Source organism: Vibrio phycocola (assembly GCF_053850235.1).
Genome location: NZ_JBSQDJ010000002.1, coordinates 396,872 through 423,866, shown reverse-complemented (window position 1 = coordinate 423,866; position 26,995 = coordinate 396,872). Strand labels below are relative to the sequence as shown.

22 protein-coding genes and 1 pseudogene are annotated in these 26,995 nt (G+C 40.8%); 5 read left to right on the top strand and 18 right to left on the bottom strand.

What is annotated here, in order from left to right:
- Window position 1: 1 nt before the first annotated feature.
- Both ACWU4D_RS05245 and ACWU4D_RS05240 read right to left on the bottom strand, forming a co-directional pair.
- A complete protein-coding gene (locus tag ACWU4D_RS05245; RefSeq protein ID WP_456050342.1) occupies window positions 2–1,006 on the bottom strand; it encodes an efflux RND transporter periplasmic adaptor subunit in 1,005 nt (334 codons plus the stop codon).
- 55 nt (window positions 1,007–1,061) lie between these two features.
- On the bottom strand, window positions 1,062–1,370 hold the full coding sequence (locus tag ACWU4D_RS05240; RefSeq protein WP_456050341.1) for an ArsR/SmtB family transcription factor: 309 nt from the start codon (window positions 1,368–1,370) through the stop codon (window positions 1,062–1,064).
- A gap of 157 nt (window positions 1,371–1,527) precedes the next feature.
- On the opposite strand from ACWU4D_RS05240, the gene ACWU4D_RS05235 reads away from it, so the two are divergent.
- A complete protein-coding gene (locus tag ACWU4D_RS05235; RefSeq protein ID WP_456050340.1) occupies window positions 1,528–1,713 on the top strand; it encodes a YgaP family membrane protein in 186 nt (61 codons plus the stop codon).
- 112 nt (window positions 1,714–1,825) lie between these two features.
- On the opposite strand, the gene ACWU4D_RS05230 is transcribed toward ACWU4D_RS05235, so the two are convergent.
- The 6 genes from ACWU4D_RS05230 to ACWU4D_RS05205 form a co-directional block, all read right to left on the bottom strand.
- On the bottom strand, window positions 1,826–3,313 hold the full coding sequence (locus ACWU4D_RS05230) for an aldehyde dehydrogenase (protein ID WP_456050339.1): 1,488 nt from the start codon (window positions 3,311–3,313) through the stop codon (window positions 1,826–1,828).
- Between the two features lie 175 nt (window positions 3,314–3,488).
- Complete coding sequence (locus ACWU4D_RS05225; protein ID WP_456050338.1) at window positions 3,489–4,880, bottom strand: aminotransferase; 1,392 nt, start codon at window positions 4,878–4,880, stop codon at window positions 3,489–3,491.
- A gap of 144 nt (window positions 4,881–5,024) precedes the next feature.
- Window positions 5,025–6,452, bottom strand: coding sequence for an APC family permease (locus ACWU4D_RS05220; protein ID WP_456050337.1), 1,428 nt, complete (start codon window positions 6,450–6,452; stop codon window positions 5,025–5,027).
- Between the two features lie 59 nt (window positions 6,453–6,511).
- Entirely contained in the window at window positions 6,512–7,693 is a 1,182-nt protein-coding gene (gene argE, locus ACWU4D_RS05215) for an acetylornithine deacetylase (RefSeq protein WP_456050336.1), read from the bottom strand.
- A gap of 464 nt (window positions 7,694–8,157) precedes the next feature.
- Window positions 8,158–9,279 (bottom strand): alanine dehydrogenase, encoded by a 1,122-nt coding sequence (gene ald / locus ACWU4D_RS05210; RefSeq protein ID WP_456050335.1) that lies wholly within the window; start codon window positions 9,277–9,279, stop codon window positions 8,158–8,160.
- A 313-nt stretch (window positions 9,280–9,592) separates the two neighbouring features.
- Entirely contained in the window at window positions 9,593–11,128 is a 1,536-nt protein-coding gene (locus tag ACWU4D_RS05205) for a 4-hydroxyphenylacetate 3-hydroxylase family protein (RefSeq protein ID WP_456050334.1), read from the bottom strand.
- Between the two features lie 405 nt (window positions 11,129–11,533).
- On the opposite strand from ACWU4D_RS05205, the gene ACWU4D_RS05200 reads away from it, so the two are divergent.
- A complete protein-coding gene (locus ACWU4D_RS05200; protein ID WP_456050333.1) occupies window positions 11,534–12,793 on the top strand; it encodes a flavin-containing monooxygenase in 1,260 nt (419 codons plus the stop codon).
- Window positions 12,794–12,928: 135 nt separating this feature from the next.
- On the opposite strand, the gene aspA is transcribed toward ACWU4D_RS05200, so the two are convergent.
- On the bottom strand, window positions 12,929–14,371 hold the full coding sequence (gene aspA, locus ACWU4D_RS05195; RefSeq protein WP_456050332.1) for an aspartate ammonia-lyase: 1,443 nt from the start codon (window positions 14,369–14,371) through the stop codon (window positions 12,929–12,931).
- Window positions 14,372–14,747: 376 nt separating this feature from the next.
- Here aspA and ACWU4D_RS05190 point away from each other — a divergent pair, with 376 nt between their 5' ends.
- Entirely contained in the window at window positions 14,748–15,659 is a 912-nt protein-coding gene (locus tag ACWU4D_RS05190) for a LysR family transcriptional regulator (protein ID WP_456050331.1), read from the top strand.
- A 94-nt stretch (window positions 15,660–15,753) separates the two neighbouring features.
- Here the strand turns inward: ACWU4D_RS05190 and ACWU4D_RS05185 are convergent, their stop codons facing one another.
- The 8 genes and pseudogenes from ACWU4D_RS05185 to ACWU4D_RS05150 form a co-directional block, all read right to left on the bottom strand.
- Window positions 15,754–17,505: a lysophospholipid acyltransferase family protein gene (locus ACWU4D_RS05185; RefSeq protein ID WP_456050330.1), complete on the bottom strand. Its 1,752-nt coding sequence runs from the start codon at window positions 17,503–17,505 to the stop codon at window positions 15,754–15,756.
- Between the two features lie 23 nt (window positions 17,506–17,528).
- Window positions 17,529–17,966 carry a YHS domain-containing (seleno)protein gene (locus tag ACWU4D_RS05180; RefSeq protein WP_456050329.1) on the bottom strand — a complete coding sequence of 146 codons (438 nt, stop codon included), beginning with the start codon at window positions 17,964–17,966 and terminating at the stop codon, window positions 17,529–17,531.
- 10 nt (window positions 17,967–17,976) lie between these two features.
- Entirely contained in the window at window positions 17,977–18,732 is a 756-nt protein-coding gene (locus tag ACWU4D_RS05175; protein ID WP_456050328.1) for a hypothetical protein, read from the bottom strand.
- A 2-nt stretch (window positions 18,733–18,734) separates the two neighbouring features.
- Window positions 18,735–19,310 carry a DinB family protein gene (locus tag ACWU4D_RS05170; RefSeq protein WP_456050327.1) on the bottom strand — a complete coding sequence of 192 codons (576 nt, stop codon included), beginning with the start codon at window positions 19,308–19,310 and terminating at the stop codon, window positions 18,735–18,737.
- 42 nt (window positions 19,311–19,352) lie between these two features.
- Window positions 19,353–20,486, bottom strand: a complete 1,134-nt coding sequence (locus ACWU4D_RS05165) for a D-alanine--D-alanine ligase (RefSeq protein ID WP_456050326.1) — start codon at window positions 20,484–20,486, stop codon at window positions 19,353–19,355.
- A complete protein-coding gene (locus ACWU4D_RS05160) occupies window positions 20,483–21,064 on the bottom strand; it encodes a DedA family protein (RefSeq protein WP_456050325.1) in 582 nt (193 codons plus the stop codon). The genes ACWU4D_RS05165 and ACWU4D_RS05160 overlap by 4 nt, the downstream gene beginning before the upstream one ends.
- A gap of 338 nt (window positions 21,065–21,402) precedes the next feature.
- A complete protein-coding gene (locus tag ACWU4D_RS05155) occupies window positions 21,403–23,283 on the bottom strand; it encodes a polysaccharide lyase family 7 protein (protein WP_456050542.1) in 1,881 nt (626 codons plus the stop codon).
- Window positions 23,284–23,340: 57 nt separating this feature from the next.
- A pseudogene (locus ACWU4D_RS05150) lies at window positions 23,341–24,162 on the bottom strand (discoidin domain-containing protein); the annotation flags it as partial.
- Between the two features lie 541 nt (window positions 24,163–24,703).
- Between ACWU4D_RS05150 and ACWU4D_RS05145 the strand changes: the two are divergent.
- Window positions 24,704–25,336, top strand: a complete 633-nt coding sequence (locus tag ACWU4D_RS05145; RefSeq protein ID WP_456050324.1) for a hypothetical protein — start codon at window positions 24,704–24,706, stop codon at window positions 25,334–25,336.
- Window positions 25,337–25,424: 88 nt separating this feature from the next.
- Here ACWU4D_RS05145 and ACWU4D_RS05140 read toward each other — a convergent pair whose 3' ends face one another.
- A complete protein-coding gene (locus tag ACWU4D_RS05140; protein ID WP_456050323.1) occupies window positions 25,425–26,402 on the bottom strand; it encodes a diguanylate cyclase domain-containing protein in 978 nt (325 codons plus the stop codon).
- Between the two features lie 152 nt (window positions 26,403–26,554).
- Between ACWU4D_RS05140 and ACWU4D_RS05135 the strand changes: the two genes are divergently transcribed.
- The gene (locus ACWU4D_RS05135) at window positions 26,555–26,995 is read left to right on the top strand and encodes a DUF3069 domain-containing protein (protein ID WP_456050322.1); all 441 of its coding nucleotides are present in this window, start codon (window positions 26,555–26,557) and stop codon (window positions 26,993–26,995) included.

Sequence of the window (26,995 nt, the reverse complement as noted above, 5' to 3'; positions counted from 1 at the left end):
ACTATTTACCTTCCAGCGTAACAGCCTTACTAACAACCTGATCACCTACTTCTAGCCCAGAAAGTATTTCAATATAACCTTCATACACTTGTCCAAGGCGCACTGGATTGAGTACCGAATGCTCATCCACCCAACGATACACCGAACTCAATTCACCACGACGAATCACCGCTTCTTTTGGCACAACTAAAGCGGAATGAACACCATAATTAAAATCGGTTTTAACCCACATGCCCGGCAGTAGATCATTGGCTTCTTGAGAAAGTTCCAAGCGAATGGTAAAGGTATGGGTCTGAGGATCTGCGTAACTGAATAAGTTGTACGACGTGGGTGTCAAAGAAGCACCAGACGGTGAATGCACTTGGAACTGACTGACGTCGTTAACTTGAGATTGATAGTATTGCGGAACATGAGTTTTCACTCGAAGCTGCGATACCCCATAACCACTAAACAGCGGAGAGCCAGGCGCGACTGTTTCTCCCAGCTCGACGAAGCGCTCTGTCACAACTCCGTCATAAGGTGCCTTAATACGGGTATAACCTAATGCATCCTTTGCCTTAGTCACATTTGCTTGTGCCGACTTTACCTCGGCTTCAGAGCTATTCGCTCGAGCTTCTGCACTGTCCATCTGCTCTCGAGAAATCGCGCCTTTCGGGAATAACAAACGATAGCGTTTCACTTGAGACTGAGCATCTCGATTCTGAGCGTTCGCGCTACTTAGCTGTGCTTGTGCCGCATCGAGCGATGCACTTTGCTGGGCTGCACTTATTTCTAACAACACATCACCTTTTTTCACTCGATCATTAACGTCAACATTTATCCCCACAATCCGTCCGTTGGTTTGTGCTGCTACCGTTCCTTGGTTGACTGCTTCAACAACACCATCAAATTGAATAAGGTTTGGAATCGAATCACGACTCACGGTAAAGAGTTGCTCTGCGGAACTCGTCAAACTCACTCCCATCATCGACAATGTAACAGCAGTAGCTAAGTAAGCGTTTCTCATCTTATTCTCCCTTATATGGGTCATGAACTTTAATTCGTTGACTTGCAAAACAATATTATTCACAGAAGATCTGTTCTAGGCTTTCTATGATTCTTGATGAACGTTGGTCCGCAAGCGAGTAGTAAACTTGTTGTGATTCCTTTCTAATCACAACCAAACCATGCTTACGTAATAAACCGAGGTGTTGAGAAAAAGCAGACTGACTCAAACTCGATCCTTGTTGCAGTTGACCGGCCCCGACCTCTCCCTGAGTCAATTGACACAATACAATCAGGCGTTCAGGATGAGCCATTATTTTCAACAATTCAGACACTTCTTTGGCATTCTTCTGCATGCTTTCAATATCGATATCTGATCGTTTCATACTTGCCTCACCCACTTATATTCGTACAAGAATGATACGTCAGTTTTTATATTAGTCAATTCTTATTTAGGTATTGTGAATTTAGCTTAACTTTAATTAGACTTATCTAATGTAATTATTTATAGTTTGAACTATCGACTACTTGAGGAACGTTTTTATGACTATTGATAAAGGTATTCAGATCTTTGCGGGTGTGATGGTGTTAGTGTCTTTGGTTCTCACCTATTTCGTTCATGCGAATTTTGTTTGGTTTACTGCCTTTATCGGTGTGAATCTAATTCAAAGTGCATTTACTGGATTCTGCCCGGCAGTGTTTTTTCTTAAAAAGCTTGGGTTGAAGTAACCAAAACGCGAATAGTTATTGTATGTATACCTTACCTAACGCCACTTTATCGTGATAAAAAAACCTTCTGAGGCATAGTCTCAGAAGGTTTCGTTTTACAAGCATTTAATCACTAGACTAGTTTGATCCAAGTGGTTTTTAGCTGGGTGAATTTATCCAACGCGTGTAATGATAAATCACGTCCGAAACCAGATTGCTTGTAACCACCAAAAGGTGTTGAGAAGTCTAAGGCATCAACCGTATTCACTGATACTGTTCCGGCGCGTAATTTTCGTGATACACGGTGAACAAGAGATAGGTTATTACTCCATATAGAAGCCGCTAGCCCATAAATTGAGTCATTCGCAATTTGAACAGCTTCTTCTTCGGTATCAAAACCGATGACCGCAGCAACAGGGCCAAAAATCTCTTCGGTTGCGACTTCCATCGACGGTGTGACTTCATCAAAAATCGTCGGGAATAAAAACCGCTTGGTTTCATCGGCGTTACCGCCTAGAACAAGTTTGGCACCCTGCTCTTTGGCTTTCTCAATCGTTGCTAACATACGTGTTACTTGAGCTTGGTCGATAATTGCACCAACTTGAGTTGCAGGATCTAGAGGGTCACCAAGTACGAGTTTTTCGGCCGCCTTAATAAACGCATCCATAAACTCAGCTTTTATTTTGTTATCAACTAAGATTCTTGAGTTAGCTGAACACACTTCGCCTTGGTTAAAGAAAATACCGTTTATCGCACCAGTAACGGCTTTTTCTAAATCACAATCGGCAAATATTAAATTTGGACTTTTTCCGCCCGTTTCGGGCCAAACCGGCTTCATGTTCGATTCTGCAGAATATTTTAAGAAGCGCTTACCCGTCGCTGTTGAGCCAGTAAACACAAGACAATCAACATCATTGTGTAGACCTAAAGCTTGGCCAGTTACCGCACCAACACCAGTAACAATATTTAAAACGCCATCAGGGAGACCTGCTTCTTTAGCTAACTCTGCGAGTTTTAAAACAGTATGTGGTGACTCTTCCGCTGGCTTTAAGACAATGGAGTTCCCTGTTATTAGTGCCGGAGCTATCTTCCAAACAGCAATATCTAAAGGAAAGTTCCAAGGAACAACAGCACCGATCACACCAATAGGCTCTCGCGTAATAGTGGCAAAATTATCTGCATCTGTAGGGGCAACTTCGCCGTAAACTTTATCAATGGCTTCTGCGTACCATTCGATGCAAGCAGCTGAACCGGGGATATCTATACTAACTGCGTCTGCAACGGGCTTACCCATATTCAACGACTCAAGAAGGGCGAGCTCATTGGTATTTTCTGAAATTAATTGAGCTAATTTTTTTAACACAGCTTTACGGTGAGCAGGTGAAGTCGAGCTCCAAACGCCAGCATCAAAGGTACGTTTTGCTGCCGCAACAGCTACATCAACATCCTCTTGCTGACAGGCTGCCATATCCACGATGACTTCACCCGTTGCAGGGTTAGTTACTGCATAGGTTTCACCATTTGTGGGAGTGTGCCATTGACCATCTATCCATGCTTGATTTTGGTAGACCAATTCATTTTTTAGCTTTAGCCAACTTTCTTGAGTATTAGTTGTAGACATATTTAATCCTTTGTTGTCTATGGTTAATTAATTTTTATACAAACCTACATTTAACATTTGAATAGATAAAATGATAAGTTATGATTTTGAAAAATTTAAGCACAAGAAGTAAACCTACAATAAAGAATACGTTATAAGGTTTGCGGAAACCTTATAACGTTAATTCTAATGGTTATTAAATAAACCCTTCCTGTTTTAAATCGGAAATAGTGTTTTCAATCGCACCTCTTAATGTACTGACAAGAAAGTCGATGTTTTCTTTTGTCAAAATAAGTGGCGGTGACAAGATATTCATGTGAGCAAGAGGACGAACTAATAGTCCTTGTTCTTCACAATAATCTGCGATTCTATTGCCTACTTTAGCTTTACCATCGATTAGCTCTTTTGTTTCTTTGTTCGCGACATTCTCAATACAAATCATAAATTTCTTACCGCGAATATCCCCAACGATAGAAAGATCACTAAGTGTGCGTAGCTGCTCTTCAAAGTAACTACCCATTTCTTTTACATTGTCACAAATATTTTCTCTTTCAAGTATTTCAATGTTTTTAAGTGCAACTGCACAACTCACAGGGTGACCTGAATAGGTGTAACCGTGAGTAAATAATGCACCTTCAGCTTGTGGCTTACTGATTACATCATAAATTTTATCTGAAATAATCGTGGCACCAAGAGGAATGTAACCAGAAGTTAAACCTTTTGCACAAGTAATGATATCTGGAACAATACCAAACTCATCTTCGGAGGCAAACATATGGCCTAATCGTCCAAAAGCCGTTACCACTTCATCAGAAATATAAAGAATGTCGTATTTGTGGCAAACATCCAAAGTTCTTTTGTGGTACCCAGGAGGCGGAACAATTACGCCACCAGCACCCATGATTGGCTCAGCAAAAAACATCGCGACATTATCAGGACCAAGTTCCAGAATCTTATCTTCAAGCTCTTGCACTTTTTCATCACAGAAGTCTTCTAAGCTTTGATCTGCTGGTCGACGGTAAGAGTTAGGACATGAAATGTGGTGAACAAGTTCTTCTTCGATGTCAAAGCCGATATGATCGAATTTAACGCCAGTAACCGACATCGCCATGTAAGTACTGCCATGGTATCCATCAATACGCGAAATGATTTTTTTCTTCGAAGTTTTGCCTAATTGATTGAAATAAAAATGAACCATACGAACAGCGGTGTCATTTGCAACAGAGCCCCCACAACCATAGAAGACGTGATTGAGATCGCCAGGTGCGAGTTCTGCAAGTTTTGCCGACAATTCAGCAGCTGGCTGAGTAGTGTGGTGACCAAATGCAGAATAATAAGGTATTTTCATTACCTGCTCGGCCATTGCTTGCGCTATCTCTTGACGACCATAGCCAATATTGACACACCATAATCCGCCGATACCGTCTAAATACCGTTTACCAGCGCCATCAGTAACATGTGCATTATCGCCACCAGATAAAATCATGGCTCCCGTTTCGTTAAATGATGAAAAATCAGTCCAAGGATGAATGTGGTGATCTTTATCTTTTTGCCAAACGTTTTGCATTTCTTTATCTAAATAGTTCATTGTAGGGGAACTCCTCAATCGTAGTGCAAGAGTTTTTAGCTACACGTTTCAACACAGTGGTCAATAACATGTAGCTAAAAACAGATTTTTGTTTACAACGTTAAAATGTAATTTTGCTTTTATATTTCTATTAACTTATGCAGTTTATTTGTCCGAATCCAATACTGATTCAATTGGCTCTGGAGTAAATAGACCTTTTTTCATAACAAATTTCACCCAGATAACACCTATTACTGAGACAACACCTAATACAACGCCTGCAGAACTGAAGATTTGAAAACTAAGCTCTGGTGCTGGTGATGCATAGTAGATTGAGTAAATCATCCCAACGATCCCGATGATCTGTGGTAATGGGTAAAAAGGTGTTTTGTATGGTCTTTTTAGATTTGGGTAACGACGACGTAACACAATCACATTGATATGCGTGATGATGTAAGAAATCAACCAAGCGATTGCTGCCGAAACAAGAAGTAAACCAATAGATTCAGGCTGGTCTACAAGCAATACCATTGGAATACCGGTAATTACCGCGACAAACAGTACTGCTACCCAAGGTGTTTTATTTTTCTTAGAAAGAACTTTTAATTGTGGGAACACTTGTCCATTTAAAGCCATGCCGTAAAGCATTCTAGGTATAGCAGCAAGACAGGTATTAACGGTACTACATGTTGCAGTGACTGAAATTACCGCAATAAGAATAAGCCCGATATCACCAAAAGCAGCAAGTGCAAAGTCATAGTGAGGTAATGTCGATCCTGCTAACTGATCAGCGGGTACATACAGTAGAGCGGCAAAACAATACAAAGAGATGGTGACAAAAATAATAGTCATCCCAATAATCATTGAGCGAGGGATGTTTTTATTAGGTTCTTTCGCGTTTTCAACTAATGGGCAAACGAACTCTGCGCCAACAAAACCCCATATCGCTAATGCAGCAAGCGTGATTACACCGAGACCTAATGGGTTCCAGTCAGCCGTCAGAGCATCAAGACTTATCGGTTTCGCATCCATAGGGCCAGCAAGAGCACTTAGCGCGATAATAAGCAGTAACGTAATCATGACGAAAGCTAGAACAGATTGTAATTTAGCAAATACATCAATACCTTTTAAATTCAAAAGAGTAAAGATTGTAAGTAACCCAAAGCCAACGGCATATGTAGGAAACACATCTGGGAAGATTTTATTAATGACAAAATCCACTAATAAGAGTTCGGCTGAGACGGCGAACATGGTTACCACAACGTATCCAGAAAAGACCGCGAGTATGGCTGAGAAATGCCCAATTGCGACCTCAGTGTAACTTGCAAGACCACCTGCTTTAGGGATCATTAGTGATAATTCAGAAAAAGAATAAATATAAGTGATTGCCAAGAAGTAAGCGATGATGAGCGGTATGATAAACCCTAATCCAGAAATGCCAGCACCTTGAAGCATCAATACCATTACACCTTGTGACACAACTAAACCCACGGAAACAGCTAATAGCGATCCAAGGCCGAGTGTCCTCTTAAAGGTTGATGTCGATGCTGACGGTTCAGCTGAACTTTGTGGATGATTCTGACTAATTTCCATAATTGAACTTTCCTTTTTAGTTTAACGTTTATTTTAGAACCTATACCAATCCACCATATCTAAAGGTCTAGATGAATGTCACGATTAGTACTTAGCTCTAGGATCAGACGATCTATAAATTCTTCACACTTAACTAGCTGCTCTCCATGAATATATTCGTCTGGTTTATGCCCTTGATTCATGCTACCAGGTCCACAAACAACGGTAGGAATACCTAAATGGTGATTAAATAATCCTCCTTCAGTGCCAAAATTAATACTGGCGTGGTTTGTTGATTGAGCAAGCTTGCGGACAAAGGCAACCGCTTGGTCGCTTTCAGGTGTATTTAACCCTGGGTATTCGGTGGTAATTTCGATATCAATCTTGCAATTGGCATCGGTTTTTTGCATTTCACTCGTTAGTTCTGAGCAGTATGCTTTAAATTCGGCGAGTATCTCTTTTGGATCTTCTGCGGCTATATTGCGAATTTCGAATAGAAAGCTGCAGTGCTTGGGAACAATATTTAAGGCGTTCCCACCATTAATAACTCCAGTATGTACTGTGCTATAAGGTATTTCGTAGCCCTCTTCAAATGGGCCATTAGTCTGTTTTTCTATCGCAACGTTTTCTAACCAAGAAACCAAACGTGCAGCGTAATTAACCGCATTTACGCCTTGGGGAGCCATACCTGAGTGGCACTCTTTTCCTGTAACAGTTACTTTAGCGGCCAGCTTTCCTTTATGAGAAGTCACCACATTCATTGATGTCGGCTCACCAATGATACATACAGCAGGTTTGGTAGGAGAATTCTTCAACATATCAATCAAGCTACGCACGCCGATACAACCAATTTCTTCGTCATAAGAAAAAGCGAGATGTATAGGTATCTGCAACTCTTGAGCAACCATCTTTGGCACCGCACCAAGAACAGTTGCAACGAAGCCTTTCATGTCACTGGTACCACGGCCATAAAAACGACCATTTTCTTCACTCAGAGTAAAAGGCTCTTTGGTCCAATTCTGTCCTGTGACGGGCACAGTATCAGTATGTCCCGACAACATAACGCCTGAAATACCTGCTGGGCCAATAGTGGCAAAAAGGTTGGCTTTCTTCCCATCTTCATCGTAGATCAATGTACTCTCAACACCGTACGAATTTAGGTATTCTGTTACGTAATTCATCAACTCCAAATTTGAGTTAATGCTCGTCGTATCAAAATGAATGAGTTGTTTTAACATATCTATAGTGGGTGACTTTTTCATCTTCAGCTCTTTCTACTTGCCCGCCCTGATAACATGCGTATTCATTATCTATTCGTCATGTCCACATCCGATACGAAAGCGTTGCGGGTATTGCTTTGCGGTATCGCTTTGATTACTCACTCTAGATTAAGGAGCGTTAATGAATTGTTAAAATATTATTAACCTTACAATCGAATAAAAAAAATCTATTCAACAAAGTTAACGTTCAAAAAGATACTGAATTCTAGAGAAATTGAATAAAACGACCTGTAATTCCTTGCTTTAAAAGGCAAGAAGCTTAGTGAAAGCAAAATAAAAAACTGTGAAGCAACCGGATAATTTCACTTGAATTCATAAAAGAAACGGCTTTAAGGGACCAGTAAGGTTTACAGCCTGCTTAAAAGCCTTATCGAATCGTATAAAAAAGAGTACAAACGTTAAATTTGTACTCTTTCAGACACAGTTAGCTGTCATCTAGTTAAATATTACAAACTGGCTAGAGCAACTTCTGGGGATACGTATTCATATCCTAAAACATCGGCAACAGGTTTATAAGTCACTTTTCCGCCAAGAACATTTAGTCCCGCGAGTAGATGCTTATCATCAAGTAACGCTTGTTTAGCACCTTTATTGGCAAGTGTTACGGCAAACGGCATCGTTGCATTGGTAAGTGCCATTGTTGAAGTACGAGCCACGCCACCAGGCATGTTGGCAACACAGTAATGAACAACATCATCAACAATATAGGTCGGATCTTGGTGTGTCGTTGCTTTTGATGTTTCAAAACAGCCACCTTGATCAATGGCAACATCGACGACAACAGCGCCTTTCTTCATCATTTTGATGTGCTCTTTTGTCACCAATTTCGGCGCAGCAGCACCTGGGATTAATACCGCACCAATCACTAAATCAGCTTCGACGATAAGTTGGTCCATTGCATCAGCCGTAGAATAAACGGTTTTCAAACGACCCTTAAACTCTGCGTCTAATTGACGTAAACGTGGTAAAGAGCGGTCTAAAATAGTGACATCAGCGCCCATACCTACTGCCATATTTGCAGCTTGAGTTCCTACAACACCACCACCAACAATTAATACTTTAGCTGGAGCAACACCCGGAACGCCGCCAAGTAACGCACCAAGTCCACCCTGTGCTTTTTCTAACGCGTGAGCTCCTGCTTGAATCGACATACGACCGGCTACTTCAGACATTGGTGCTAATAAAGGCAAACCACCTTCTTCAGCAGTCACGGTTTCATAGGCAACACACGTTGCGCCTGATGCAACCAATAATTCAGTTTGCTGTGGATCAGGTGCTAGATGTAAATATGTAAACAGTATTTGCCCTGGACGAAGCATTTTACATTCTACAGGTTGTGGCTCTTTTACCTTGATAATCATATCGGCAGTAGCAAATATCTCCGCAGCGCTATCAATAATTTTTGCACCCGCTGTAACATACTGTTCATTATCGAAACCAATCGAGGCACCGCCATTATTTTCAACGATCACATTATGACCATTTAAAACTAACTCTTTAACCCCAGCAGGCGTTAAGCCAATACGGTATTCATGATTTTTAATTTCTTTAGGTACACCAATAATCATAGTATTATCTCTTTTCACGTTTGTTTTAGTCACTCATAAGTAAGCGACTTATTAGTTATCTTTAGTCATTGGATTAATGTTTCACGTTATTCAATTTCAGACATTATGATTCCACGAAACATTAGTAAAATATTAATTTTTAAGTTCTTGGATAATTAAAATTTATTCATAATTGTGGATGCTCATCCAATGCTTTTTATCAAATTATGTCTTGGGTTTTAGTTAAAAATAGAGAGCCGAACAAGCCACTTCTAGAAGAATAGCTCATAGAAAGTGACTCGTATAAACATGATTAAATTGGAGTTTTCGTTGTTTATAGGCGAGTTTTATTATTTAAAATATCTGCCGTAGTGCTCAAGAAAGAGCCATGTTCCCCCGCCACACCTGTATTTTCGAGCTGTGTTGACTGTATTGTTTGACTTAAACCTGCCGCTTGGCGAACCAATTCAGCAGGCCCATCGAAATCAAAATGGTGATAAACCGACGCTAGATGAGCAAAACGCGGTGATTGAGCAAATTCTTGGAATGTTAACCTGTGACCAGCGTAGTCTGAATTACATAGATCACGAGAGTACGCCAGCAACTTTCTTCTTTCCTCAGCTGGCCACTGAGCATTTACGTTGTAAAATTTATCCAACCATGGCTTAGTTTCATCATGGTTAAACGTATCGTAATTAGGTGTTAAACATACTTGCCCACCACCTAATTCACGCGCAACGTTGACCATTTCATAAAGCTGAGAACAAGCAAAAACGCGGCCCGCATAAAGCAATGACTGATTAGGCATAACCAAACCACTCGGGCTTTTTTCAGCCATCGCAATAGATGAAATTAAATGAGCGTCGATACCTTCTCGATAGCATGCCAATTTAGATAAGCGTTCCTGCACACCAACTTGATTATCTACGCCAGTTTGCTGGACATTCAGTATTGATGCACCAATTAATAACTCAGCAACTTTTAAATTACGCTGTATAAATGCAAAGGCAGAATATCGATGTAGCGAAGTGTGAATAAACTTCGCGGCTTGGGTGTTTCGATAGAACAGCACATCTTCCCATGGAATTTCAACATCATCGAAAATGACCAATGCTTCAATTTCATCAAACTTTGTCGCAATGGGATAATCCAAAGGATTTTTATCAGCAAAACCATCGCGACAAATAATTTTGAGACCGGGAGAGCTAAAATTACAAATAAAGCCTAATGCATAATCTGAAAATTTTGTATCCGCCTCCCAATTTGCAATCGTGGGCTTGGTATAGGCTTGGTTAGCGTAAGCTGCGGCTGTTTCAAATTTTGCTCCGCGAACCACAATGCCGCGATCCGTTTCTCGCACGACATGTAAGCGCATGTCCGGATCTTGTAATTGAGGCGCTTTAGAACGATCGCCTTTTGGATCTGTGTTCGCCGTTAAGTGGAATGTATCGTTAATAATAACGTTATTAATGTGATTTTTTATATTGTCTGAAAATTCAGAATTGATGCCATTTAACGCTTTTTGTGAATCATACAGTGACCACATTTCGCCAACCGTCTCATCCCCGACTCGGGTAACAACACCGCCAACTTCATTCATCATCAAATTAGTGGCTGTTTTCTTATCCCACCAATCTTGCTTACTCTGCGGCAGCTTTAAGGCGATAGCACACACTTCATTATTATCGGCTTGATAGGTCATGACATCTTTTGTAGAAGCGCTATGCTGCATGTCATAAATTTTCGCTTTTACATCAACGATCGGCTTAAAAGCAGGATGGCTAGTAACATCTTTTACCTTTTCTCCTGCTATATAAACTTCACGGCTATCTTTTATTGACTCACGGTACTCTTCACCTGTTCTTATCATGTATCTGGTCCCGTCTAATCTTGCTATTACTTTTTATTCTATAATCACTTTCTAGAAATGAAAATTTTTTAAATATATCAGCAAAATAACTTATTTCTATTCACAGAAAAACGAGAAATCATTTGCTTGATCTCTTTAGTAACACATTCAAACAATTAGCCATTTATATCCCCCACAAACTACCACTAGCCAAATTGTTTAAATAATTTTTTTTGATTTAATTGTTAAATTAATAATATTTTACCAATGCACATTTCCTAATTATGCTTTTTTCAATCTTAAAAGAGTAAAGAATACGGTTGTATAGGTTCACTTCCAATTGACAGCTGGCTAAATCGTCTACGTGATATGGAAACCCTCTTGGCTTATTCATTGGCCTTGATAAAAAATAATAAGGAAACAACAATGGCAATTGAAAAAATAGATACGCTTGTAATAGGTGCTGGTCAGGCCGGTGTTGCAATGAGTGAGCATTTAAGCAAGCATGATATTCCACACCTTGTTTTAGAGCGTAATCGTATCGGCGAGCAATGGAGAACCAGACGATGGGATTCATTGGTAGCGAATGGTCCAGCTTGGCATGACCGCTTTCCTGGATTAGAATTTGAAGGCCATGATCCTGACTCTTTTATCCCTAAAGAAAAAGTCGCTGATTACCTAGTGGATTACGCGAAAAAGTTTGAAGCCCCTATCCGCACTGGTGTAGAAGTTAAAAGCGTTGTGCGAAATGTGAATGCTCAAGGCTTTATCATCGAAACATCACAAGGGACAATAGAAGCAAAACGTGTTGTCTCGGCAACCGGACCTTTCCAAACTCCGGTTATTCCTCCTATTGCTAAAAACGAATCCGTTACACAGATACACTCTGCAGATTACAAAAACCCTCAGCAATTAGAAGAAGGCGCTGTGTTGGTAGTAGGTGCTGGTTCATCTGGTGTGCAAATCGCTGACGAACTTCAGCGTTCAGGCCGAAAAGTCTTCTTATCAGCTGGCCCACATGATCGCCCGCCTCGTTCATACCGTAATCGCGATTTCTGTTGGTGGTTGGGCGTATTAGGTGAGTGGGATCGTGAGTCTCTAGAGCCAGGAACAGAACATGTAACTATTGCTGTAACAGGTGCACATGGTAAGGACGGTACTGTTGATTTTCGCGCACTCGCTCATCAAGGGATTACCCTACTTGGTATGACCAAGGAATTTAATAACGGTAAGGTTACTTTCCAAAATGACCTTAATGACAATGTAGAGCGCGGGAATAAGAATTACATGGATTTCTTGGATTCTGCCGATGCATATATTGAACGCAATGGTCTAGATCTTCCTGAGGAACCATCCGCTCGTAATGTTCTCGCTGATCCTGAGTGTATGACAAATCCGATTCTTGAGCTTGATTTAGCGAAAGAAGGCATCACAACCATCGTTTGGGCAACGGGCTTCGCGCTCGATTACAGCTGGTTAAAAGTCGATGCGTTTGATGAAAAAGGCAAACCTGCTCATCAACGAGGTGTCTCGACCGAGCCAGGTGTATATTTTGTTGGTCAAGCGTGGTTATCACGACGTGGTTCAGCCTTTATCTGGGGAGTATGGCATGATGCTAAGCATATCGCCGGGCATATTGCTACGCAGCGCACATACTCTGCCTATAAGGATGCTTCGCAGCGCTAAAATCTCACTTTTCGCTAAGGTATAAACTAAAAAAGATAGACCAAATGGTCTATCTTTTTTTATTGAACCCCTCGCTTAAAATTTAAGAAACAATCAAGGGGTTTATACATATCAGATTATCAATCTTCTCTTAGATTAAAGTTGTCGTCTAGGTTGAGTCATGTTTTCAGGATTAAGGATGTCTGATAACTGCTGATCTGTTAATAAACCGTCTCGTTTAATCAAATTAATAATATTTTCCCCTGTACCTAATGCCTCTTTTGCAATCCGAGTCGACTCTTCATAACCCAAATAAGGGTTAATCGCTGTTACAATGCCAATGCTATTATAAACCATTGATTTACAATGCTCTTCATTCGCAGTAATACCTGAAATACAGCGTGTTGCAAGTGTATTAAATGCATTAGTCATGAATTGTATCGACCGTAGTAAATTAAATGCAATAACAGGCTCCATAACGTTTAATTGAAGTTGCCCTGCTTCAGACGCCATTGTTATTGCGAGATCATTACCAATAACCTCATAAGCCACTTGATTGACAACTTCAGGAATAACAGGGTTTACCTTACCAGGCATTATCGAAGATCCTGGCTGCATAGGAGGGAGGTTTATTTCATTCAAGCCCGCTCTTGGCCCACTACTCATCAAACGCAAGTCATTACATATTTTTGAGACTTTTATAGCGGTTCTTTTTAGCATACTTGAAAGAGTAACAAACGCGCCCATATCACTTGTTGCTTCAATCAAGTTGGTGGCTTTGACGAAGTGTATGTCTGAAATCCAACACAGTTCTTCAATGACTAAACTCGAATATTCGGGGTCGGTGTTAATTCCTGTGCCAATTGCAGTTGCACCCAAATTAATTTCTTTAAAATTATTCGAAACAACCTTTAACATATCGAGATCTTCTTTCAGCGTCGCATAGTACGCTTCAAACTCTTGGCCTAACGTCATCGGGACCGCGTCTTGTAACTGGGTTCGCCCCATTTTTATCACACGACTAAACTCGACAGCCTTCTGTTTACATTGGTAACCCAGTAACGCTATTGACTCGTAAAGTTCCGGTATTGACATGATTAACGCTAAACGTATGGCGGTTGGGTACACGTCATTAGTAGATTGTGACAAATTGACGTGGTTGTTTGGACTAAGGATGTCATAGCGGCCTTTTTCAAAGCCAAGAATTTCTAATGCCCTATTCGCAATCACTTCATTTGCATTCATGTTAGTTGAAGTGCCCGCTCCGCCTTGAATCATATCGACTACAAATTGGTTATTGAACTTACCACCAATCACTTCGTCACAGGCTTTCGTTATTGCCTCCGCTTTTTCTGTATCAAGTATATTGAGCTTAGCATTTGCGACTGCACAGGCTTTCTTCACCATCCCTAAGGCTTTCACCAAATTAGGAAAATCACCAACACAAATGGAAGTAATATGAAAGTTTTCCATTGCTCGTAAAGTTTGTACGCCATAATAAACGTCCATCGGCAAACTTCTTTCGCCCAAAAGATCTTTCTCTATTCGTTCTTTGGGTATATCTATAGTTTGAGCTTTAGCTACTGTTCTCTTTGACATCAATCGAGCCCTTACAATGTTAACAACATAATGACGTTTCAAAGTAATAGTTACGAGCTAATACCAATAGCCTATTTAAGCTAAGGAGAGCGAAATAGAAAATAACTATCACACCTTTAAGCTTTCGATCCTCGTAGACCTTTTGTACTAAACAAGGCATTGTTTTATAACGTTTGGTAACGATCGATTATCGAAAGTGCTCTGTATTTATGATTCATCTCGTTACATACGTAAAATATAATTTTGTCAAAAGGTAAATAATTAAAATTTATACTGATTTATTTGGATAGTTAAGAATTCAACCCATTATTTTGTATAAAAGTAAGTTATGCTATGTCTAACACAGATAGATTTTATTTGATGGTAGGTCTTAGAGATGATTAATTACACTTTAAAACAACTCAAATATTTTGTTGTTGTTGCCGAATCTGGCAACGTAACAGAAGCGAGTGAAAAGCTTTACATCTCCCAACCCGCAATTTCAAACGCGATTTCTCAGCTCGAAGAAACGTTAAATACTCAATTGCTGATAAGACACCACGCTAAAGGAGTTTCACTAACGCCGGCAGGGAAAGAGATGCTTTCTTATAGCCGTACTTTATTGTCTCATGCTGAAGAAATTAACGGCTATATGACGCAGCATAGCACCTTAATTTCTGGGGTAATTAATGTTGGATGCTACGCAAGTTTAGGGCCGATTTATGCACCTAAATTAATCCAAGGATTCACCAAGCTCTACCCAGAAGTAAGCTTCAAGTTATTCGAAGGAGATATCGAAGAGATAAACGAAGCACTTCTTACCGGGAAAATAGAGATGGCTTTGATGTATGACTTAAATAACAACGCTCAAATTGAATCAACAGAGCTTGCGAAGATCAGTCCACATGTACTGTTATCGGTGAAACATCCATTGGCGAATAGAAAACAAATCAATTTGATGACCTTAAAAGATGAGCCTTTAATCTTATTAGACTTACCTCATTCGAATAAATATTTTCAGTCGTTATTTGAGCAATATGATAAGGATCCAATCATTAAGCACCGTACTAAAAGTATCGAGATGCTGCGCAGTTTGGTTGCAAATGGCGAAGGCTACGCGTTAATGAATTCCCATATAAAATCAAATACTTGCTTCGATGGATCAGAACTTATTAGCATTCCATTATCTGATTACGCAACTCCCATTTCACTGGTCATTTCTAAAGCTTCTGGAATAAAGCTTCCAAAACGGTGCGAAACATTTCTCGATTTTTGCATCACCAATTTTGATATCGATAATAAAAATTAAACAATGAAATACAAAAGAGCCGATGCAATTTACATCGGCTCATTGATTTAGGACTATTTAAACTCTCGAAGCTATAGGGTCACGTTATGACTTGCTAAACTTTGTGGCTTTCTAAATACAGCGCAGCTTGTTCACGCCCCATATATCGACCTAATGTCTTTAACGGCACTTCTCTTAAGTCAACAACGATTAACCCGTCTAACGTGTCATGAAACGCAGGGTCAACATTAAAGCAAACCAGCTTACCATTCATCTTTATGTATTGACGCAGCAATACTGGCAAGCCCTTACCTTGCTCCATGCGAGATAGCACCTTAGACAATAAGGAGACGCTTGCAAGTGCAGACAGCAAATTAGGTTGCCAAAACACAGAATTACTCGCGCGCAATGGTGTGAGTGGTTTGACCAATTCTGCCTTTTCGTCATCGTAATAATGAACCGACAATGTCGCTGCCATTAACTGTCGTGCACTGTCACTGTAATCATTACTAATGCTCACTGGACCAAACAGGTGTGTGTATTTAGGGTTACGAGAAGCAAAACTCGCCAAGCCTTTCCACAGCATTAACAATGAATTTAGATTCTTTTGGTAACGTTCGGCGACAACAGAACGCCCAACTTCAATACTATGATCAAGAGAATCAATAAACGTTTGGTCATAGTTAAATAGACTACGAGAATAAAGCCCTTCTATTCCTTTTTCTTTCACCAGTTCGTCGACCATACAAAGACGATAGGAACCCACAATCTGTTTGTCTTGCTTGTGCCACACGAACAACTGTAAGTAGTAGCTATCAAACTCGTCAATGTCACACTCAAGGCCAGAGCCTTCGCCAACCGCACGGAAACTATTTTCTCGAATTCGCCCTATTTCCCGCATGATATTAGGGATCTGGCTGGTCGACGCATAGTACACAATAAAGTCGGTTTGCTCGTGTAACACCGCATCAGACGGTAATGTGACTAATTCCTGTTCAAGTAAACTCGTCTCTACGGAGTCAATGACTTCAGTTCCATAACTAGGAGCACCTTGCATTGAAAAATGATCACTTTCTGGTCGCATCAAATAGGTGTTTAAACGCAGATAATTAACGATATCTTTGTCTCTATCAAAGGTTGAAAGCTCACTAAACGGAATCGTATCGCCTATCGAAATTTTAATCTCAGTTGATCGCTTATTAAGCAGCTCTCGCCCAAGCATCGCTGTACGAAGTAACGGGTGAACATGGCCAGCTCGATAAAACAGATCGCTATTCTTTCCATTGATAAAGATAGGTACCGTTGTCGCTTCACTGTGCTTGATAAACTTCGCAACAGAGTTACGCCACTCTATATCAGATAGAGACGAGCCACCTTTCGGATAGGTCGATACCTCCCCAGCAGGGAAGATAACCAGAACACCACCATCGGCAAGATGTTGATTAGCTTCACGAATAGCATTGCTATTGGTTCGCTTTGCTCCTTCCCCACCAAAAACATCAACACCAATAAACAGATCGCTAATTTCAGGAAGGCGTTTTAGCATTTGGTTCGCGAGAACTTTAACGTCTTTCCTCACCTGACCAACCAAGTCCGCTAAAATAACCCCTTCAATCGCACCAAGTGGATGGTTTGCTACGATAACAACCGCACCTTCTACTGGAATTGAGTCGGTAGAGCCTCGGTTCACCGCATAGTCAACGTTTAGCGCATCTAAGGTGTAGCGCATAAAATCAAACGAGGTATTGGTTTCAGGTCGTTGCTGATACAAATGATCCAACTTGGACAATCCTGTCGCCCATTCAACAACAGACTCTCCCAACCCAAAAGGGGTTACTCTAGGTAAACGAAATGGGCTTGCGATCATAGCGTATCTCCTTCTATCACTTCTTACTTAATTAGAGCAGGCCAATTAGTATCAGCTTGGGTAATGTGCAATGCGCGGTCAGCATCCCATTTCTCTTTAACCGATGCGTTATAGTTCAGGTATAACTTATCATCGACAATTGCCCACTTAGTAGGGTCTGATGGAGCAAAATCATTCTGAGCTGAAACGGCCCACGCACAGTACCCACCATATTGAGGTGCATACTTCTCTGGTTCCGCTAGAAACAGATCAAGATGCTCTTGTGAAGCAAATAGCCAATCGGCACCCATATATTCTGTTTTAAATGTCGAACTTCCTTTCACTGGCTTACCCTCTGTAAAATAAGCGACCGTGTCATAACCGCTGACAGCCTTATTACTCAAGAAGCTGGTAGAAATTGCATCGGCTGCAAAACTAAGATGAGTAAAAAAGAACAACATTGTTGCCATAATATATTTCATAATTATTTCCTTAATTGGTTAATGCCAAAGAATTACGATTCGGCAGCGCCGTCGTGTTATTAGTTAATGCTTGTAAAGTAAGCTGTGTGCTCGGTGACCCCGCAACGTATCTCATTTGTTGCGAATCATTGGATACCTCAATGTGAGTAAAACTCACGGTCTTAGCATCGTCTCGATGCATAGAGACCGACATATGTGAATGTTCGGCATGCTGATGGCGATGAAACTTCAATAAGTTCTCCTGAGTTCGCTCTTCCCCAACAATGCTCTGAAAGGCCGTTTTGCGATAATGAATAACATTGTGTAAATCAACGCCAGATGAAAACAATGGTGAGTCTGTTGGATGCACATTGGACTCCAGACCATTCCACTCAAACGCCATAACAGGGCTTCCATCTTGGCTAACACTGCGATCAAATGCTAATAGACTAAATGGAGCAAACTGAGGCAAAGCAAGCTTAGAAAAAGCATCGCGGACGCTCTCAATACTGTTCTCACTCGACAAGCTCTTCAGCAATAACCCACGGCTTAATATCACATCATTTGGGTTACTCGCTTGATAGTTGTTCAACAAACACAAACTCAAACCCATTTCATTGGTGCTGATCCAACTTCCTTGACCAACAGGATCGATCGGCATCACAACATCAACCCCATCGATGTGCAGTATCTGAGGTGGCAATGCATCTGCTCGTGTTTTTTGTTCATCGCGGTTAAAAAATATCTGATAGCCGTCTTTATCGACTAACCAAGAAACAGAACACATAGTTACTGACCTCTTAAATACGACAACGTTGCTGGAGCGAAGCCAAAGTCATCACTCACATTGAGGTCTAATAAACTGGTTGTTACTTTTGTCATCGCATAATGATGCGTGGCATGTAGCGCCGCGAACGTAATTTCTCGCTCTAGTGTTGACGTCATAAGATTCATGTCGGTGTGAATAATAGAGACTTCTGTCAGGACATCTACCGACGTTTTGAGTTCTTGTTCACTAAGTGTTTCCAACCACTGGATTAACTGAGATAACTCCAATAGCGCCTGCTCTCGTGACGTTTCAACAATGTGTCCACGTCGTCTCAAATTATAATCAATAACCAGTGGTTCATTATTCTTTGCTGACTCCGACATACCAACATTTACCGCATGAAAGAGGTCAAGAAGATGACGAAAATGCTCTCCAATACTACTGTTAACATGTGGTTTAGCTGACCATAAATATTGTTCATCAGTTAAAAACTCTAAACACTCATAACCTTGTTCTAACGTTTCAATACAACCTTGAATTACAGGCAATTCACGCCCAACCAACTGGCCTTGACTGTTTGCAATTATCGATAACATAAGCTTCCTTATAATTTTGTTGCCTTAGACAATGACGTAAATTTAATCGGTACTTGGATATTGTTTGGTTAAGTTTTTTTCTTCTCGCCAAGCACCCAAAAGCTCTCTAAAAGAAGGAGGTGTATAGCCCCGTTTTTTCTGCTTTGCTCCGATTGAGTACAACAAACGATATTGCTTCAGTAACATCCCAAAAATGGACATTAATGGCGTATTTCTATCCCAAATATGTGCGGCCTCGCTGCTCGCACCATTGAGTTCTAGAATGGTAAAGTGTTCACCTTTCATAAAGTCGTCGAGATTATCGAACTTAATATCAAGTCGACCGTAGTGATATCCCTCAACATCTTTAAGAATCAGATCCAGCTTCTCGGTTAGTTCTTTGGTAATGTACTGATTACCGTCGCGGAAAATACTGCCGCGGCTATGACTCCCAGCAAAAGCGAGTTGAAATTCTTCATTCTCTGCCGGAACCCAATTTAATTTGTCGAGATGCCTTGGAAAATAGAGATGAGTCAACTGACCCGCACGAGGACAACGCTCTATCAACTGCTGCAACGTACTTTGACCATCTCCAACAACAGACGGTGAATATTTCAAAGTAATTGAAATTATCTTCCCTTTAGATTCATTTGGATGGCGCACATAAAACACCCCTGCCTCAGCCTGGTACGGAGCTTTTTGCTGAAGTAAAAAGCGCGCATCGCTTGGAAAATTAGCAATGTAATCTTTTAACTGCCCAGAATCACGAAGGAGCTTCACCCCAACCCCACGACAACCGAGGTCTGGCTTACCAACAATTGGAAAATCAAGGTTTTCACTGCGCAACGTAGCTAATGCATCTTCAACCTGCTCGTCTACAGGAGATTGGGTTTTCGTCAACGTCACGAAAGGCGAAATCCAAGGCATTGCCGTCTCTCCAGCTAAGCGCATGATATCGTGTTTCGATTCACCCACCATGCCACTTAATTTAATGCTTGGGTTGACGACTAACGGTAAACGAAAATCTCGATAATACAGCCCTTGTGCCACACTCTGTAAAACAACTGGCGTATAAAAAAACCACGTTGGAAAAAACTCAAATCGAGAAATACTCTGCTCTGAATCAATCTCTAAAACGGGCATACCTGCATTAATTTTATGCGATGGAATTAAACGAACATCTGTCAACGAACTCATGCATGACCTTTTGATAGTGAATGGTTGAGAAAACGATTAACGAAAAATAATAGGGCGATAGCAAACGGTACAATCAACCATTGTAAATGCGACGCTTGCATCCATGCCTGACTCCCTAAATAGTAAATGGCGAAAAAGACTAATGTTGTCCATATCGCGGTAGCCGAAATGACCGCGCATAAAAATATGCTCAATGGGATAGTGAAAAAACCACTAAGAGTAAAACCAACACTTCTCATTCCCGGAATAAAACGAATAACAAAAAGATTGAAGAAAGCACCACGATGGAAACGAGCTCGCATAACTTTAAAGTGGCGATTTGTTAGTGCCTTATAGCGCAAAACACGAACTCTGCGCCCCACTCGTCCCAAACAGTACAACCCAAGATCACCACTCGCAATCCCAATGAAGATTGCAAATAGAGCAACCGATGGCAGCATACTGCCTTGTGCGGCCAACGTGCCAGCCGTCACTATGGCTAAATCTTCTAATAAGTAAGACAGTAAAATGATACCGATAAACAACAGTACATTTGATGTTTCACCACTTAAAAGAAATGCTTGTAATTCATCGATCAATTTAAATTCCTTGCGTCTTCTCGTTATTGCGATGTTATTTCAAAATAGACATCTACAAAGTGTAATTCAAATCAAGTATTTTACCTTTAAACATTAGTCGCTAATGACTGCCAAAATATTACACCGCAATTGAATATATTTTTTAAAACGTTCAAATTAAATACTAACCCTTTGATCTTATAGTAATAAAAGTTAAATATTTTAACTAAAACTTGAACTAACCAAAGCGTAGATAGGGAAAAATTAAGTACTAGAACAAAAAAACCGCTCACATAAAGTGAACGGTTTTGAGTTAGATTTGAAATGTAGATACCAAGTTACAGTGACATCAGCACGTATTATTCTTGATATTGACTGTGTGATTTCTCAAGTTTGTAGAAGGTTGCTTGTACATAATCATCTGGATCACCAGTGTTATTCTGGTTGTAAACCCCAGCTTTAAAGTACATGTATCTTCCGCCTTGATCGTAGCCACTTTCACTCATATCGACGACTTGAACTGCGTCAGGCTTGCCTTCACGCATTACCGTTACTGTCATTGTGTTGCCCACAACTTTGATTTGGTAAGAGAAGACTTCACCGAGTTTAATACCATCGTTTGTGACACCTTTCATGCCACCCACTAAGTCAAAGAACTTATCTGAGCCTTCATTTGTATTTTCATGTGCGAAGTAAACCGTACCCATCTCTTGATCTGGCAGTTTACGGTAGTAGAGGCGGATAGGTTCGTCATCTTTATCGTGAATTTGACCAATGATAAAGCGTCCAACTTGGCTAGGATCACCCGTTGTTGTTGTGTGATCAATCTTAAGTGTGGCGTTCATCACACCATCGATAGCAGCCGCAGCTTTTTGATCTTCAACTGGAGCAGAACTAAATACCCAGTTGTTTTTGTTCACCCCTTTAGTTGGGATAGACATGTCACCGGCACGAAGCATTTCACGTAATTCAGTACGGACATATTTGGTATTCTTAGAGGTACGAACACCTTTAATAAACGACTTAAATACCATGCCACCATCGTCAGCAGTATAAAAGTGCTCTGGGTGCTCATAGCCTTGGTTTAAATGTTGCTCAAATACATCATCTGGTCTGCCGTTGAAGTCATGGTCAAACGGTTGAGACAAATACCAAGTCGTTAGGTCAAAGTTCTGGCCTGGTTTATTCCCCGGAATCGGTGTTGCTGGAATGGTTGGGGCTTTTAACGGCACATCCCACCACGTACAGTTTGGATCCGCTTCTACGCAAGAACAATCCGAAACAGCTGGGTCACACTCAAGAGCAACTTTTGTTCCGAAATCACCTGGACGAGCTTTATGTTCGATACTCAACTTAGAGAACGTAGCTTCAAAAGCACCGCCAAACTCCTTATAGACTTGAGGATAAAGGCCAGCTTTGAAGTAGAAGGTTTCATTCTTCCATGCGCCATCCAGCTCTTTGCCAAACGATAACTTCTTAGTCACACCACCAGCACTAAGTTCGATGCCTCGGGCTGTCATTTTAATTTTGTAGCTCCAAGGCTGGCTTGGGTCATCAATTTTGCCAAGTTTAACCGAGAATGCGCTCTTCTCTGTCGACTTATTTAGGATAACGCGGACTGGCTTATCGTTGCCTTCCCACAAAAGCTTAGCGGTTGCTGCGCTTATGTCGTGAGCATGGATTTGACCCAATACCACTTTAGGATCGGTAGGTGTAATACCATCTTTTTTCAGCGGAAGATGTGGAATTTCATCCAAACTTAATGTCGCAACCAAAGTATGCTCGCCACCGTATTCCCAATTTGCAAGAGAGGTATCACCACAAGGTGCCCAATCACCTGCTAACTCACGCAGTTCTGAACGAATATAGGTTGAGTTTGGCGTCGTTGCGCCACCATCTAATGGAGTACGGAAATGCCAGCCTTTCTCGTCTGCCCAGAAGTAATCATTTTTCGTTGCAGCTGTTAAAGAAGAACCATCAACACTGCATTCACTAGGCAAGATTTCGGCTGCTTTATTAACATCGATCTCATTTTTAGCCAGTTCTTTGGATACACCGCTATAGAAACCACCGTAATTCTCAGGAATAGTCAGCTTCCAATCATCTAATGTTGTTTGCTTACCAACATGTTTGATAAAGCGCTTTTGCTTCTCTGCTTCAATTTTCGCCGCTTTAATTACTTCTTCGGTAATAACTTCATTCACTGGACAGAGATTGATTTTACAGTTCAGTCCAGCCATTTCCGTTAAACTGTTCCAAGTATTCGACGTGTTACCAAAGCCAACATATCGAATATATTGTGCAGTAACGGGCTCAAATTCAAAACGTTCGTAGGTTGTTAATGCGCCAGAGCTTGCTCCACCGGTGACCACTTTGGTCCAGGTTGTGCCATCTTCGCTAACTTCAATATCGAACTTAGTTGAGCGTACATCACCTTTATGGAAAGCAAGGCGAACCGCATCAAAGGTCTCTGCTTTACCGTAATCATACATTGCCCACTCGCCATCGCCATTGGCTGACCAACGAGTTTTAAGGGAGTCATCGAAAAGGCGTTCTGGTGTATTACCGTCATCGCTGCTTGCAGAAATCGCAACAGGTTTAAGAATAGGAGCCGATGGAACTTCACTATCACTACACACACTGGTGTTACAATCTACCGCATGTAATTCTGTTAAACTGGTCCATTTATTGGACGTATTTCCATATCCCGTTAACTTAATGTAACGCGCTTCTATTTCATCAAAATCATAACGTTCTATATCGGTTGTTAAGCCACTGCTTGCTTGCTGACTAATAACCTTTGTCCACGTCTCGCCATCGACGCTGACTTCTAGGTCAAACGTGGTTGTGCGAGCATCTCCTTTATGAAATGAGGCTTTTATTGCGTTGATCTTCGAGACGACCCCGTAATCAAACTCAACCCATGAACCAACGCCATTGGCTGACCAGCGTGTGTTGGTATCTCCATCAACAAGACGGTCCGGAACGTTGCCATCGTCGGAACTTGCTTTTATCAAGACTGGCTTTTCTGGAACGCCTGCAGCATAAGCAGTGCCATATGCGCCCAGTGCAGCCAAGACCGATACGGTCAATACTGAACTAAGAATTTTCTTCGTCATCTGGTTACCTTTAGTCATACATTATGATTTAAGAAATGAAATACTACCTATTTTCCACCTCAAGAAAATCGATATAAGTCTCATTGTGAGAGCTGAGATAATTGAACCAAGGGTAAACTTGTCGAACTAGCTGTAACAACATTGTTATCAATTAGGTTCGCTGAACTATAAGCTAGATCCCAGTTTCATAAACTCAGTGGTGTTCTAGTGCACATTATTAGTATTATTTTAATATTAAATATTTGTTAACTTGATCTCATTTCGCTATTGAATAAGCAGGGAATTGGGCTTCCTTATTAAACTACAACGTAATATCTCTGCTTCAAATTAGGGTTAACATCACACAAAATCATGGTCAAACAATGAGCTGTTATGAAAGTGTTAACTTGATCGACCTACCCAGTTCTCAAATACGGAATTCGTCACAAAACTCATACCAATGATCATTTAATATTACTTATGTTCACAGTAACAATTCTAACAATAATAAAACTTCTAACTATTTTTATTTCAATAACAACCTTACAGGGATGAACCCAACATGACTAAACTAACCAAAACCGTCGCGACAACCGTCGGACTTCTCGTTTCAACATTCGCACTTTCAACTCAAGCGGCTTACATCCAAGATGCACAATTAAGTGAATACCGTGCAAATAAAGGAGAAAGCGAAGTATGGGTTTCTCATGAAGATTCCGATGGAGGCAAAGGCGATGTAGGCAGTTCTGGCAACACCGCGTTTGGTGATGAAGGTTCTTCAAGATTTCGTTTTAAACAAAAAGTCGCAATTAATGATTACACAGCAACACCTGGTTTAAGCCAAATAGTGTCTGGATTACCACAAAATGCCGACATGCAATTTTCTTTATATTACTGTGATGAAAAAGGCGAAATGTCAGCAAGTACGCTTCACTATGGCGTGAATGAAGTTGTGGAAGGCGCAGCACTCACTGGTGCTGTCATTGCTGATGCTCGTGCACATGTCAAAGATCTAGGCGATGCACCTGTTGCTGAAGTAAAAGCTTGCTTTAAACAGATTAGCGTTGACTTCAACTCTGGCAGCACAGGAAGTGTCGAAATATTTGCTCTGTTGGAAACCGATCCAAGTGATGGAAACAATATGGCAAAAGATTCAGAAATTCGAGTTGATGAATTTGCGATCACAGCTAAGTAACTAAGTAACTAAGTAATAAAGAGTAAATCGAAAACAGCTCTATCGCACTCGGTAGAGCTGTTATCGTTAACGCAGTAGTATTCTCGGTTTACATCGCATCAAGAAAGTGTTGATCCGAACAGACCACCGAACAGTTTCTTCCTTCCTGCTTTGCTTGATACATCGCTTTGTCGGCAAGATTGTATAAATAACTGGTCGACTCATCACCATTAGGGACCATCGAAACAAGCCCTAGAGATACTGTTACATATTTCTCTACGCTACTTTTCTCATGTGGGTAATTTAAGAGCTTTATTGCGCTCATAATTCGTTTCGCAGCGAGCTGAGCCATTTGTAAATCAGAATGACTTAACAGAACAATAAACTCTTCTCCTCCATAGCGTCCGACATACTCGCCACTTCTCGTGAACAACTGGTTAAATGTTTGACTCAATGTATAAAGGCATTTGTCGCCTTCAGTATGTCCGTAAAAATCATTAAATATTTTGAATTGATCAACATCGAATAAAATGAGACTGAGTGGCAATTTATGTCGCCCGTGCCAACTGATCATTTCCGCGACTTTCTCATCCATATATCGGCGATTAAAGATCTGGGTCAGGCTATCTTCGTTAACTTGAAGTTGAAGGATATGGTTGAGTTCTGTAAGCCGAGAACTGGTACGTTTCAGTTCACGACGCATATCGGCAATACGCGACATAGCGAGCAGTTTGGACGTCAGCACCAGATTATCGACGGGTTTGACTAAATAATCGTCTCCACCGGCTTCAATGGCTTTAGCAATCATCTCTGGTTCATGATGACTACTCAAAAAGATAATTGGCACCCAATCATCGTGCTCTAAACGAATAGCAGATGCGACATCAAAACCTGACATACCTGGCATTATAATATCAAGCAACACCAGATCTGGTTCAAATGACGAAAACAAATTAAGCGCCGCTGAGCCACTAGATACTCCCTCAACTACATGCCCAAGCTGCTTCAATCTAATTGAAAGTTGCATGCGATCAAGTTGCACATCTTCTACAAGAAGAATTCTCAATGAACAGTTCATCTTTCCCATACCCATCCTTAGATATCGAATGTAACTATATGATAATAGTTAGATATAGCACAACATTTCTAGGCTTTCACTGATTTATTAGTTAAGTTATATTGACTTAACATTATTAATGATAGTTAGATCACTTCTTAAAATATAATGAGAGGCAAACCATGAGCCAACAAGAAACTGAGAATCAAACAACAGAAGTCGATCTCGACACTCTTTCTCCTGAACTTCGCCAAGTTATAGAATTTGACGAAGTTTCAGAAGACATAATTCCGATGGTCGCCTCATTACACGAGATATCAGAAGAAGTCGTACGAGAAGCTTGGGACCACCTACCTGGTAGCGCACAAAATATCCTAGATAATTTCGAGCAATTTCACGCTTTAATTTCAGTAAGCCAAGGGTTTGCGGGAGTTAACGTAATGCAAGAATTAGCGGTAAATCAGCCTCAGGATATGGATGAAGATGCGCTAAATGATTATAGAGCTGAAATCTTAAACAAAGTGTTAACCAACTGCGTAAAAGATATGGTCAAGCAAATTAAAAAAGCTCGTCGAGATCCAATCCTAAAACGTGATTTTACGGAAGTATTTACACGGGGTTAA